The sequence below is a fragment of the Heliorestis convoluta genome, from assembly GCF_009649955.1.
GTDB lineage: Bacteria > Bacillota > Desulfitobacteriia > Heliobacteriales > Heliobacteriaceae > Heliorestis > Heliorestis convoluta.
Window position 1 is genome coordinate 2,704,516 of sequence record NZ_CP045875.1, and the last position, 14,065, is coordinate 2,718,580.

At 46.0% G+C, this 14,065-nt stretch carries 8 protein-coding genes and 1 other annotated feature; of the genes, 2 read left to right on the plus strand and 6 right to left on the minus strand.

The genetic code is table 11. From position 1 onward, the window contains the following. Positions 1-197: 197 nt before the first annotated feature. Both FTV88_RS12905 and aroF read right to left on the minus strand, forming a co-directional pair. Positions 198-533: a hypothetical protein gene (locus FTV88_RS12905; RefSeq protein ID WP_162008048.1), complete on the minus strand. Its 336-nt coding sequence runs from the start codon at positions 531-533 to the stop codon at positions 198-200. A gap of 134 nt (positions 534-667) precedes the next feature. Further along, on the minus strand, positions 668-1,687 hold the full coding sequence (gene aroF / locus FTV88_RS12910) for a 3-deoxy-7-phosphoheptulonate synthase (RefSeq protein WP_153725992.1): 1,020 nt from the start codon (positions 1,685-1,687) through the stop codon (positions 668-670). Positions 1,688-2,100: 413 nt separating this feature from the next. Then, positions 2,101-2,383 (minus strand) — a binding site (T-box leader). 178 nt (positions 2,384-2,561) lie between these two features. On the opposite strand from aroF, the gene FTV88_RS12915 reads away from it, so the two are divergent. After that, positions 2,562-4,292, plus strand: a complete 1,731-nt coding sequence (locus tag FTV88_RS12915) for a hypothetical protein (protein ID WP_153725993.1) — start codon at positions 2,562-2,564, stop codon at positions 4,290-4,292. 235 nt (positions 4,293-4,527) lie between these two features. Beyond that, on the plus strand, positions 4,528-6,612 hold the full coding sequence (locus FTV88_RS12920) for a methyl-accepting chemotaxis protein (protein ID WP_153725994.1): 2,085 nt from the start codon (positions 4,528-4,530) through the stop codon (positions 6,610-6,612). 146 nt (positions 6,613-6,758) lie between these two features. On the opposite strand, the gene FTV88_RS12925 is transcribed toward FTV88_RS12920, so the two are convergent. From FTV88_RS12925 to FTV88_RS12940, 4 genes are all read right to left on the minus strand, one after another. Continuing rightward, on the minus strand, positions 6,759-7,592 hold the full coding sequence (locus tag FTV88_RS12925) for a sirohydrochlorin cobaltochelatase (RefSeq protein WP_153725995.1): 834 nt from the start codon (positions 7,590-7,592) through the stop codon (positions 6,759-6,761). Between the two features lie 44 nt (positions 7,593-7,636). Further along, complete coding sequence (gene cobI / locus FTV88_RS12930) at positions 7,637-8,344, minus strand: precorrin-2 C(20)-methyltransferase (protein WP_153725996.1); 708 nt, start codon at positions 8,342-8,344, stop codon at positions 7,637-7,639. 306 nt (positions 8,345-8,650) lie between these two features. After that, positions 8,651-11,851 carry a DEAD/DEAH box helicase gene (locus FTV88_RS15930; protein WP_243137163.1) on the minus strand — a complete coding sequence of 1,067 codons (3,201 nt, stop codon included), beginning with the start codon at positions 11,849-11,851 and terminating at the stop codon, positions 8,651-8,653. Next, positions 11,848-13,398: a hypothetical protein gene (locus FTV88_RS12940; RefSeq protein WP_153725997.1), complete on the minus strand. Its 1,551-nt coding sequence runs from the start codon at positions 13,396-13,398 to the stop codon at positions 11,848-11,850. Before FTV88_RS12940 ends, FTV88_RS15930 begins: the two co-directional genes overlap by 4 nt. Between the last annotated feature and the right edge of the window lie 667 nt (positions 13,399-14,065).

Below are 14,065 nucleotides of genomic sequence, written 5' to 3' on the forward strand. Positions count from 1 at the left end.
CATATTTTCCCTGACAAAGCAGCGCTTGTGTTTAGTAATACGACCACAGTTAAAGTTTTCCCTGCTTTTTCTTTCTTCATTTCTTTCTTCATAAGTGATGCAAAGCAAAAAACGCCAGCAGCTATGAATCTGTCATAACTACTGGCGTTTTTTTAACTATCGATAGGATGAGAGGTCTTCTCAGCCTTCCCTAAGATTCAATGTACAGGAAAAAGAAAGCCTTTGAACGCAGGGCTATAGGTTAGATGAATTGTAGAGTCATGTACATGACCTTCTGAAAAAATGGAGGTCCTGACGATGCGCTTTCCTGCTGTTAATGAAATCTGAAGGTGTACAAATTTGTCGATTACCTCCTGCAAACCCTGGGGCGAGATCTCTTCTTCTTCCGAGTCGTCAACCTTTACGATAATACCGGGTGTTTCAGGTGTAAGATTATAAAGCGCATGCTGGAGCATTTCCTGGTCATCGGCGTCAAACAACTTGATCGCTTCTAAGACCTGGCTCATTCTCGTTTCGTGCAAATCATTCATCATAATTGGCCAGCTTCCTTTTCTCATAATATTAAAGGCAAGATATCCAGCCATCTCTAGTTCGAAAACGAGACAAAAATCACTTTTTTCATTATAACAGGTCTAACAAGCTTCGATAAGACCTATAAATAATTCTTTTAGGAAATCTTGCGGTCCACGGCTTGGGCGAGGCGACGTAGGTCTGTTGTAAGGGTGGCGAATTGTTCGGGATCGAGTGATTGTGGTCCATCACAAAGGGCTTTGCATGGTTCGGGGTGAACTTCGATGAGTAAGCCATCGACGCCTGCAGCTACGGCGGCTTTGGCCATGGAGCTAACAAGTTTGGCGCTGCCTGTTGCGTGGCTGGGGTCTACGATAATGGGCAAGTGAGACAAGTCTTTAATCAGTGGAATGGCACTTAGGTCAAGGGTATTGCGTGTGTAGGTCTCGAAGGTACGGATGCCTCGTTCACAAAGAATAACTTGTTCATTGCCTTCAGACATGATATATTCGGCTGCCATTAGCCACTCTTCTATGGTTGCTGATAGACCTCGCTTTAAGATAACAGGCTTGCGTACTTTGCCGACAGCTTGTAAGAGACGGAAGTTTTGCATATTGCGTGTACCGATTTGCACCATATCGACATAGCGACAAGCGAGATCGAGGCTCGGCTGATCGATGACTTCTGTAACGGTGGCCAAGCCATATTCGTGACCGGCTTGCTGTAATATTTCTAAGCCCTTTTCTTCCATGCCCTGAAAGGCGTAAGGCGATGTTCGAGGCTTGTAGGCGCCACCGCGCAAGACTTGACCGCCTGCTGCTTTGATCTTTTCTGCGGCCGTCATGACTTGGTTTATACTTTCAACTGCACAGGGTCCTGCGATAATGGCCAGATGTTCACCACCGAATTTTGCATCTTTTACTTCTATAATCGTTGGCATTTCTTTGGCTTCTCGGCTGACCAGCTTGAAAGGCTTCATAATAGGCACTACTTTTTCAACGGCTGACAAAGCTTCTAGACCAAGAGAAGCAATGACTTGTCTTTCATCGCCTACGGCGCCAATAACAATGCGGTTGACACCGCGAATAAGATGTCCTGATAAACCACCATCTTTTAATCTTTTTTCTACCGCTAAGATTTCTTCTTCTGTTGCATTAAGCTTCATAACCACAATCATTTTGAAAAACCTCCCATAATTCAATACATTCTTTCTTTACCGCTCTTGCTTTTTACCTATGAATCAGCTATGCCCAGTTGGGCACAACCAACGATGAAACGAGTTGCCAAGCGAATCGTACCTGTGCACTGCAAATGCCACCGTACCATTGCATACCACCATAGAATGATCAAAAAAAGCCCACTTTCATCCCCTCTGCAGGGACGAAAGCAAGCTTCCGCGGTACCACCCTCATTGCCCCTGTCTTTTTACCACTAAAAGGTTCTTTACCCCTTTTTCCTCTGGGCAAAGTTTCCTTCCAAGGCGTAAAAATACCAAGGCCACTTCATTGCTAGAGTACTGGAACTTGCCAAGAGGACCTCCATCTCCTTGCCTCTGATTGTTCTAAGAGATCAAAAAAAGCTTTTCATCCCTACAGGGACGAAAAAGCTTTTGCTTATCGCGTTACCACCCTGGTTAATCCATAAAAGGATTCACCTCAATCAAAGAGCACGGGAAAAGAAGGTACCATTCCGATACTCCCTTCCTTGTAACGTCGGAAGATGACGGCATAACCTACTTGCCACCAAGGTGTGGGTTCAGTTAGCAGCTTCAGAGGGAACTTCAGCCAGTCATGCTTTGAAAGCGCTCTCAATCTATGACGCTTCCTCCCTGTAAAGCTGTTTCTTGCTTACTTTTCTCTTTCATTGCTTTTATCATTTTGAAGTTATATCCAATTTAGCATAGTCTCTAGCAAAATTCAAGAAAAAATCACGATGATTTGCAGGAAATTTTCCCTGTCATCAGGAAAATGATCTATGTCCCAAAAGGATCAATTTGCTTGTTACTTTTTTCTGTTTTGAAAGCAGAAGTAGAAAAACTGGAGGTGCTGCTGTTGGAAGGAAAAATGCTGCTCAAAGGATTGATTCGGCTTAAAGGGGAAGATCTGCGCTTACTCTATACCCTCTTTAACGAAGTCACTGTCTGGACAGCCCTGCGCAATCGCATGTTTGACAAAATCAGCTTTGTCGCAAAAACAGAAGATGAAAGTCATCACTTTGAATCATTGAAGGAAAAAGCGGGCGAATTCGTAGTTGAGTCCGATGAAGAACTGCAACTACGTTTGTTGCTGGAAATGGCCCGTACCTTACAGATCAGCAAAGTGAACTGTGCAAGCGAAGAAGATCTCTTAGAACTGACCGATTATATGGCCGACGGTGTCTTACAATTGCTACATGAACAAGAAGAAGACTTTACAGGCCACAGCATGGAGAAAATGGCCCTCTGGCAGCTCCAAAAGCTGTCTCAGGCTTGCAAAAATTGTGACAATGGTGCCACAGAAAGTGAAAAAGAAGGATCAGCCAAAGTAGCGGCTGCCGCTACCTTAGATGCGCTGTCTGAAGCTTTTACGAAAGCCTTGTCAAAGCTCTCAGCCGAAACAGCTTCAAAAGAGGGAGCCTCGAAAGAACCCATCCTGTTCGAAGATAGAAAAGAGGAAGCACCTGTTGATGGGGTTGATGGGGTCGCTGCGGCAACAGCAACAGCCGCAACAACAGCAACAGCCCAAGCGCTGCCTAGCTATAGGCCTGATGAAGGGGCGGAATTCGCAGACCATCAAGAAGCTTCTGTGGTAGATGCCCTAGAAGCGCCTAGCAAAGAAGCCCACCTAGATAGGGGCGATAGGGACTACATCGAACCCATGCCAGCAGCTGTTGTTACAGCGCCACCAAGTCTACCAGCTATCATCGAAGCCCGCGAAGAAGAAAGTCTAATGGATATTGATTTAAAAGAAGCCTTATCTGTAATCGCCAAGCCTTCTTTTTTGCTAAAGCTTTTTGGAGGCAGTACTTCTTGGCTCAGCTTCTCGCAGGGGAACCTTTTCCGCCAACGCCTCTTGCCTTTGCTCATCACCATGATTGTTCTACCTGAAATCAAAAATCCCTCCAGAGGGCTTTTCACAGAACTTCTCGTTGTACGTTGGAATTACTTACAAGGCGATCATCAGAAGCTGCTGAAAACGTTGCAATCCCTCAAGACCAACATCGGTCAGCTCGTAGAACAGACAGAACTAGCCAAAGTAGAGCTATCGAATCTGAAAGAAAAGCTGGCCATCAACCAGAAAAAAGAAGAAATGACACGAGCAAGCCTTCTAGAAAAGATTCGAGAAAGCCAGACCTATGTTCGTGATGGGGCCATCAAAGAAAGCGCTCTTTTCAAAGGTACCGTAGAGGAAGAACCCCTTCATCTTTTGGCTCTCCAATACCTCTATAAGCTCGGTGAAGCTGTTGTAGCCGATCAAAAAGCGAGCTATGAACAACCGAAGTTTTTGCAAAAACTAAAAAACTGGCAAACAGGTTATTCCTACAAAAAAGATCTTGCCAATCTGGAAGAACAGTTAATTCCTGCATTGCTCCAAAGCACCGTTGCTTTTGCTGCCGAAGAAAGAGCTGTCATTGTGGAATGTCAGGGCAAGCAAGAAAGACTGCAATTGCAAATTGAAGAAAGTGTAGCGAAAATCGAAACTATCTTACAAAGTATAAAAGTTGAGAAGAAGCATCAAGAAAAAATCGAAGAAGAGCTTCAGGCGTTAGAACTTCGTTACTACGGTCTTGGTGGACAGGCTTAGAGTATAAGTCTCTCCCCCATGCCCGGTCAGGCACAACCATTTGAAACCACCATGACCATTTTATCATCGGTCTATGGTGGTTTCTATTTTTCTGAATACAATTCATTTGAAAAGGATTTCGAACGAGTTGGGTAGAAAGTATAGGTGTGTTAAAACTCGGGAAAATAGCAGATTGGTACATAATTTTTTAATAGCAGATATAAATCCAAGAAGAAACGAAAAGGAGATTATTTAGATGAACTGGTTACGAAATCAAAAAGTAGGCCAGAAGATCACCTTATTACTCCTACTCATGGCCTTCTCCATCACCATTGTCGGTGGTACGGGGTTTTACTTCATGAAAAATATGTCTGACCGGGCTCATGACATGTATGAAGACCGTACATTGCCTATCCTTTGGCTTAACAGTGGTCGAGGTTTTGCTCGTTTAATTGAAGCTCGCACACTGGAATTAATCATAACCGATGATATCGATCGCATGCAGTACTTAGCGCGAGATATTGAAGAGAGATTGGCTCTTTTGGAACGAGATATTGTCGATTATGAACAAACGCACCTTTTGCCTTATGAAGCGGAGCGCATCGGACCCTTGAAAGAGAGCATGGAAGAGTTCAAGACAGAGTTACTACGAACGTTGGCGCTAGCCATTATCGGAGAAAAAGAAGCTGCCTACGAACATTACCTGCAAACCACAATGGAGCCTGCCACAAGAGCCAATGAGTTGCGCCGAGAGTTGGCCGAATATAATGCCGAGGTGGCACAGCAACTAAATAATGATATTTATCGCGAATTTTCAACAGCTTCTGTGGTGATGACCATTGTTGGATTTGGCGCACTGCTTGGAAGCATTCTGATCGGTGTTGCCATCTCTCGTATGATTGTGAATCCTCTGAAAGATGTCCAACAACTGATGGCTTTAGCCGGTGAAGGAGATCTATCCGTTCAAGGGAAGGTAGAGTCGCGCGATGAGATGGGCGAGATGATGGCCATCTTTAACAAAATGATTGGGCAGCAAGCAGAAATTGTTGATCATGTGCGCAAAGCTTCTATCGAGCTGGCAGCAGGTTCTGAGCAAACAGCCGCTTCTACGGAAGAAGTGTCTACAGCGAGCCAAGAAGTGGCCTATGCCATACAGAAAGTAGCGCAAGAAGCCGATCAAGGAAGTCAGGCTATTGTCAATGTTTCCGAAGTCTTGATAGAGCTTTCTTCTTTAATTCAAATGGCCAAGGATCAAGCTTTAATTGCTGAAAAACACTCTATCAGTACCTTAGAAGCTGCTAAGAAAGGTCAAGAAACAGTCGCTGAGACGATAGATCGCATGGAAATTATCAAAAACAAAACAGTAGAAACGGAAGCCACGATGAAGACCTTAGAAGACTACTCAAAGCAAATTGGCGTTATTACCGAAATGATTACCAACATTGCTAGCCAAACCAATTTGCTCGCTTTGAACGCAGCCATCGAAGCGGCTCGTGCGGGTGAGTCTGGCAAGGGCTTTGCTGTCGTCGCTGAGGAAGTAAGAAAGCTCGCTGAACAATCGAATGAAGGTGCCAAAGAAGTCGCCAATCTTGTTAAGAAAATTGCTACCGCCACCTCAACGGCCATGGAAACGACACACGAAAGCCGCCGGGCCTCAGAACAAGGTGTCCTAGTAGTAGCCCAAGCAGGCCAATCACTGCGTTATATTGTAGAAGCGGTTGATGGAACTGAAAGAGCGATTGGCGATATTGTGACTTTAACAGAAGATGAAGTGGCAGGCTCTGAAAAAATTGTTGAACTGATTAATACTGTCGCCACCGTCATTGAAAATATGGCCAATGATGCGATGCATGTAGCCGCATCGACGGAAGAGACAACAGCAGCCTTAGAAACGGTAGCAGCTAGCACAGAAGAAGCCAGTGCCATGGCGGCTGAGCTGCAATCCTCTATGGAAAGGTTTACAATTCAAGTCAAATCAATCGATCAAATGTCCAGTCTGGAAGTTCTAAATATGGCCAAATCCGATCACTTGATTTGGAAAGTGCGCATTCAAAACCTACTAAAAGGACAGGGGCAGGTTAATTCTGAAGAATTAACTTCCCACCAACAGTGTCGCTTGGGCAAATGGTACTTTAGCGATCGCAACCCTTTCAAGAATGACCCCGACTTTATTGCCATGAATGGCCCGCACGAGCAAGTCCACACTGCCGCTCGAAGCGCCGCAGAAGCTTATGCTGCCGGTAGACAACGTGATGCCGAGAGATATTTCAAGGAGCTTGAAAGCAGTTCAACCCTCGTTCTCATGTATCTTGACCGTTTGATCAAAAAAGCTTCTTCTTAGGATAAGGGGACCTTGTTACTCGGGAACACAGTGCCCTGGCTATGGTTACGCTATGGTTATAAAAAAGAGGCTTCCACAGTTTTTGTGGAGGCCTCTTTTTTGAAGGTTTTGAAGGTCGGGGGGACTCAGCAGAACCGTCCCTTTTATTAGGTAGCTTCGGCTATAAGCGCTTCGATAGTATTTTGTAGCCGCTCCATATACATATCTTGAAACGCTTTATTCTCCCCCAAACCACGCATGTACACATGGACGGCAATGCCTGCTGCTTCTAGCTGGGATTTGGCGGAGTCTTCTTCGTCACCGGCCATGTCGTTATGAGCATGATCGCCTGCTACGAGCATGAAAGGAATGAGTGTGGCTTTGGTGATATCCTTTTGCTGGAGTTCTGCTAGCACTTCTTCTAGCGATGGACCGCCTTCTACCGTATAGAAGTAGAGGTTTTTTAAGCCTCTTTTTTCTGCTTTATATTGTAAGACGATATAGTAAGCATGGGTAGGATGGGGTGAGCCATGGCCCATCAGGACAAGGGCTTCCCCTTCTTCTGTCTTTGGTAACTGTGTTTCGAGCGCGTCCAGTGCTTTGGTGAAGTCATCGGTCATGCCTTCTTGTCCCATGGAATATAGAAGCGGAAGCCCTAAGCCGATTGCTTGGAACGCTTTTTTGTCTTGAAATTGCTTGATGACAGCTTCTACTTCTTCATATTCAATGCCTGGAATGACATGTAGAGACGTTACGGCTACCATGTTGTAGCCTTCTGCTTGCAGGCGCTCTAAGGCTTGCTGTACCGTGTCTACTTGTAATTGATCGCGCTCCTTAAGCACTTTAATAATCTTTTTCGAGGTAAAAGCGCGTCGAACTTCCCAGTCAGGATATTCTTCACGCACTCTATTTTCAATGGCTTCAATCGTTACCTTCCGTGTCTCGGCATAGGAAGTACCGAAAGAAACGACGAGGATGGCTTTTTTCCCTTTTTCATTCACGGCAGTGACTCTCTCCTTTTTTGGTTGATACCATAAAGGGTCTGTTATTTTTGTGGCTTCCGTCGAGCTAGAATCAAGGACAGATAATTGACGGGCTTAGAGCGAATCTCATCGAGGTTGTTGACGATGATTTCTCCATCAAGGCCACAGCGACTGATTAAGGTTGCTTGATCTTTGAGCCCATGCTTTTCCAGTCTATCGATGATCTGATCCTTTTCTTTATAGACCTTCATTAAAACCAGGTTGTCGGCCTGGGCAAAAAGACTGTCTAGATCGTCGCTTTCTGAAATTGCAGGAACGATGGTGAGATGCTCTTTGCCTTCAGCGAGCGGTTGCCCTGTTCGCGCGGCAGCGGCACAGAAAGAAGGAATGCCCGGTATGATTTCGGTAGGATAATTTTGCGCTTGCACAAGCTTGTGCATATATATGTAGGTGCTGTATAACATGGGATCCCCAAGGGTAATAAAGGCTACCGACTGGCCCTGATCCAGCGCTTTCGTGATTGTCTGGATAATCTCCTGCCAGGCCGCATCGAGTGTCTCTTGCTCATAGGTCATCGGAAAGAGCAGAGTATGTACAGTTACTTGTGGTCTTAGATAGGCTTGCACAATCTGCAGAGCCAGGCTCGCTCGATCATCACGACTTTTCGGCGCAATAATCACATCCACCTGCCCTAGAATGCGCGTCGCCTTATGGGTTAACAACTCCGGATCACCCGGTCCTACTCCGATCCCATAAAAAATGGCCGACATGCTTCTCCAACCTCTCTTTTTTTAACAATTAGAGCCACTTTACCTGCTCTCTCCCCCTTTTGTCAAGGGGGCAGACGGCAACGAAAGAGCCCGTCGAACGTGCCTATAAAAATCTTGCCACAGGGGCTCCATATGATCTATCTTAGCTGGCGGAAGAGGCAACGCTTCATAGAAAACACTAGGGCCTGCTTCTTCAAGAGCCTTTTTTTTATTTGAACCACTCTTTTTACGGCCCCTTACTTCCTTTTCATTCACAGGCTCCGCCTTACCTTGCGGTTTTTTTACCATAATACCTCCCTCTGCCAACTACTCCACAAGCTGACTACGCAACGCAAACACATCACGCAACTCTTTGGTAGACAATTCCGTAAGCCATTGTTCGCCGCCACCAATAATCTGGTTGTTCAAAAACTGCTTCCGTTCAATCATATTGTCAATGCGTTCTTCCAAAGTACCGAGGGTAATAAATTTATGAGCTTGCACCCGCCGCGTCTGTCCAATTCGATAGGCCCGATCGGTCGCTTGGTTCTCTACAGCAGGGTTCCACCAACGGTCAAAGTGAAAGACATGATTGGCTGCCGTTAAATTCAAGCCGCTTCCTCCTGCTTTCAGGGAAAGAATCAGAGCCGTACAAGCTTCTTCTGAAGGCCCATCGACTTGTTGAAACTGTTCAATCATTTTCTCGCGCTTTGCTTGTGGCGTTCCACCGTGTAAAAAGAGGACGCCTTCGCCTAAAAGCGCTCGCAAGGCGCGCTCAAGCAAGCGCCCCGTCTCTACATACTGGGTAAAAATAAGACAGCGATCGCCTTCTTGATAAACTTCTTCAACCATCTCTAAGAGTCTCTCTACTTTATTAGAACGGTGGCGAAGGGGAGCCTCTGCACCTTCTTTGAGCAACAAAGCGGGGTGGTTGCATAGTTGTTTGAGTCGAGTCAAGGTGCCTAGAACGATGCCTTTGCGCGCAATGCCCTGGGCTTCTTCGATTTTTTCCATGGCTTCTTGAACGACTGTCTCATAAAGAGCTGCTTGTTCTGCTGTTAGATTCAAATATTCTTTGCTTTCTTGCTTTTCCGGCAGTTCTAACTCAATGGTCTGATCTTTTTTCTCACGGCGAAGTAAAAAGGGACGAATCAAGCGCTGTATTTGCTCTAGCTCTTCCCCTTTCGGATCCCGTTCAATTGCTTGAACAAAGCGGCGGCCAAACTCACGAATGTTGCCTAGATAGCCGGGGTTAAGAAAGTCCATAATCGACCACAATTCAGTCAAGCGATTTTCCATTGGCGTTCCTGTTAAAGCGACACGGTGCCGACTGGGAAAAGCGCGCACAGCCATGGATTGCTTGGCATAGGCATTTTTGATATTTTGCGCTTCATCGAGACAGATGCAGTCCCATTCTAGATTCTTGAGATCTTCTTCATCCATCTGCGCCAATGTATAGGTTGTAATGACCAAGTCCTGGCCTTGAAGGGCTGTTGAAAGTGCTGCATCTCGGGCACGACGACTGCCATAGTGTAGATATACTTTTAACGAAGGGGCAAAGCGCTCCAGTTCTTTCTGCCAGTTCCCGAGTACGGAAGTGGGACAGATGAGCAAGGAGGGGCGGGTCGGCCCTTCTTTTTCTTTGACATGGAGCAAGTAGGTAATCCATTGAATGGTCTTACCCAGTCCCATATCGTCGGCCAGACAACCCCCGAGACCGAATTTGCGGAGAAAAAGAAGCCAGGCGCTGCCGAGTTTTTGGTAGGTCCGCAAAGCACCTTCAAAGGTAGAGGGTGGATCGAGCGGTTGGAGCTGCTGGGCGTTGGTTAAGTCTTTGACCAGCTTTTGCATGGGTTTGTCCCAGAAAAGGGTCAGCTCCATCGATTCGCTTTTGCCTGATTCCTTCTGCGCTCTATCAATAGAATCTTGCGCAGTGAGGGAACTGTTGTTTTCTGTGGAAGCAAGGGCACCGGCATTCTGATCGTTCTCAGCAAGCCCAGGGGCCCTTCGTTCCACCTCATCAGATTTGCCAGCCTCTCCGGGCAAGGGCAACGTATTATCTTGCCCGTCCAGATCGATTTTCCAAGACGGTGGCAAAGCGCCAAAGTAAAGCTGCAGGGCTTCACCAAAGGTAAAGCCTTTTTCTTTTTTCTGCATTTTCTCTAAAATCTTTTGCGCTAGAGCAGGGTCTAGGCGAATCCAACGATCGCGCAAACGAACGAGCCGTCGACCTTCTCGGGCTAAGCGGACAAAATCTTTTTCTTCTAGCTCCAAATCTCCAATGGCCACTTTCCAGTCGAATTGCACAATTTGTTGGAGACCGAAAAAGGTCTCACCCGTTCCCCCTACAGAAGTCGTAGCATGTACATGAAGTCGTGCCTTTTGCTGGGCCAACTCTTCCCACCATTTTGGTAACATCACAGAAAATCCAGCCCCAGCCAATCGCAGGCTATGGTCCGTTAAAAAAGTCCAAGCTTCTTCTTCCGTAAGCCAATCTTTCATGATTGGTGGAGATGAATCTTCTTGCTGATGAAAAAGATCCGGGACCAAACGATGAAGCTTCTGTAAATCCCGATCGAGTTGGCCAAGCTGTTCCATCCAATGAGGCGGCAAAGCTGCTTTAAGAATATGCTCTTTGTTGTAAACTACTTTTTCATCGTCTTTTGACTGTAAGAAAAAGCGCAGCGGCCACTGATCTTCAAGAGGGTAAGGGCCTTCTCCTGGTAGCATGCCTCCATCGAGATTCGGCTCATCCAATTGCAAAAGAGGGCGAAAAGGCGCTGCATTCTGAAGCCAGCCAATCAGTTCTAACCAGTCTTTTTCATCGACAATCGATCCTGCAGAAGATAGGGCGGTTGCAGCAGTTTGTGCAGCAGTTTGTGCAGCAGTTTGGTCACCCTTTTTCTCTACTTTACCCTTTCTTGGCTTACTGGCTCTTTGCAAAGATTCGCTACCTTGTAAGGCAGTGTATTTTTCCGTAAGACATCGCCAAGTCTCGCCAACAGAAGGATCATTGGCCAGAAGTTCTTCCAGAATGCCATGGATCCATGCTTCCATTTGATCGCAAGAGGCAATGCCCTTCCCGAGAGAATGAAGGGCTTCTTTAACGAAAGAAAAAGCTTCTTCTTGCAAACGCCAGCGTCGACGACCTTCCTCCCAGGCTTTGTAGTCAGGAAGCCATAAGCCTTTCTCTAAAGCAGAGGCAATCATTGGCGCAGCGACCGTTAGCGTCAGTGTGTCTTCTGACCAAGACCAAGCAAGATCTTGCATCCACGGTTGATATAGCAATAGTTCTAGCATTGTCAAGGGAGATACTTGCAAGCCCCATCGTTGATCCTGCTTCATAAGAGGGACAAAAGTACCATAAAAAGATCGTTCATGCCAGGTAAAAAGGGCAAACTTTAGTGCCTCAGCGCCCTTTTCTGATTGGTTGTGTATGGAAGTTGTGCTGTTGGCATTGACAAAAAAGAAGCTCTCTTTTTCCATCCATTCAATATGCAGATATATTTTACAATGTAGATCGATCATGATATCAACTTTCCTTTGCGCAACTCCTCTTGAAAGGCTCGTAAACGAAAATGGGTCTGTAGCAGTTGGGCGAAATAAACTTCCCAGCGATCCATCTTTTTCAGCTTTCGATAAAGTGTACGCATTTTCTTGAGCATGCGAGTCGCTTCTTTATAAGCAGGACGATTTTTTTGCGCTATGATATGTATAACTTTTTGATGATAATAGGGCAAAAGGATGGCAGGATCTTCTCTTTCAAGAACCTTTATATAATATAAGGATTCTGAAGAGTAGAAAGAATGGACAAGTCGTAGTTCCATCCAGCGTCGATGCTCTTTTTTCTCTCGCAAGACTCGCTCATAGATAGAAGCGCTTCTAGGCATACCGCTTCGCAGCAGGGCCATCATCTCTTCTTCTACTTCCATCTCTTTCGCTACCCTTAGCCACAATTCATAATATTCTTGGACCATTGGACTCTGCTCTACCGATTGCCTGTTATTGCAAGCCACTGTTTTTTCTAACCAACGAAGCCAGGCTAAGAGTCGCTCCCACTGCTTCCCTTTGACAAAGCCATGGATGTAGATCTGCAATGTTTCCATAAACCAAGATAGATTTTGAATCTTTGACTGCTCGAGTACCTCTTGGGCTTCTTCATCTTCGCGCCAAACAATGGAAAAATGAGCCACCAGTGCATTCAATCGATGATACTGCTGACCTTTGCTTTTTTCAACCTGCTCTAAGATTTGCTCCCTTTCCCTTTCTTCTTGCTCCGTATCCCGTAGAAAGTGGGCTAAGAAAAGGCGATATAGATCGAGCCAGGGATAATAGCCTTCATTGCCAAATTCCAGGGTCAAGCTGCGTAGGGAATCTAGGAAAACTTCTTCTCCTTCTTCCTCATCAGCCCAAGTGCTTTTTTCAAGCTTGCTGGCTCTTTCTAAGAAAAGCGCTGGCAGATCTTGTAGGTAGCCATACATTTTTAATCGAGGATCGTCGCTAACCACTTTTTCCCATGCTTTCATGAAAAATAAAATGGCTGCCAGTTGGAAAAGGGTCTGACGTTTGACCGGCCAATCTTTGCTATGCTTTTCCACCTTTTTACCAAAATTTTGATAACCACTGTGGATCAGGGTTCTAACATAGCTTTCCGCCGAAAGGCCGTAGGTATCTTCATAGTAAAGCTGATAGAGGAGCTCCCAGCTCGTCACGGGGCTTTTGCTCGTTATATCACGAGGTTTTGTTCCTTTATTTTCGCCTTTTGCGCTTCCTCGTGACGCTCTTCTCTCAGCAAGAGCATGCAAAGCGGCTGCCTCGTGTTCACAACAATCCGCATAGAGTGAGCACGTGCAATGATTTTCATAGGGGCGATTGAGATATACGGTTGTTATATGAATTCCACCTGTAAGGCCTTTCACTTGGGCAATGACTTTGTTGCCCTGGCCTAGAAGGTTAACTACATAGCCTTCTTGATAAAGGCGCCATCCCTCTTCATAGTCCTCCGGATGAAGCGATTCAAGATAGGCCTCCACATTCGCTCGTTGTTGTGTCGTTAGTGTTAACAGCGACTGCATTGTATAGCGCCTCCATATAAAAGTGGCCTTAGAAAAAAGGGCCATGTAATTTTTCATTCCCCCATGCCCGGTCGGGCACAACCAGTGATGAAAAAAAGCTTTTCCTGATTACGTTGGGGGTACTTCATAGAGGGGCCAGGTCATCACGCTTTCCTCCGCTCTGGACTGGTCCCACGCTGTTACCGCCAGCAAGCTGGCGACAGCTGAGGTCCCAAGTCCCGCTCCGGAAAGCGTGATGCCCAGGCCCAGAGAGTTTTTACTGATTGTTACTCCCATTGACATTGCTTTGGGCAACTTTCTGCTATGTATACGCAACTGTCTATTGTATTTGCAATAGGCCCAAACCCAGTCTCAACCAGCAAGATGTACCTGGGGCAGGCGTTATGACTTCCTGGAGAGAGGACTTCAGACCTCAGCCATCGGCAGCTTGCTGCCGCTCATGGCGTGGGATGAGTCCGTTCGGAAGGAATTCATAACGCCTGACCCCACCACAAGGTAGCTATTTTCCTGCTATAAACAAGAGATTCGACAGTATATCCTTTTAACCTCGTTATTTTCTCATAGTCTCGTCCCTTAAAACAAGTTGTAATGTAGATTTTTTATGATAGCGGAAAGGTTTTACTGTGATCTTGTATCTTCTATGCTTCTACGACAGGATGTGCGTTAT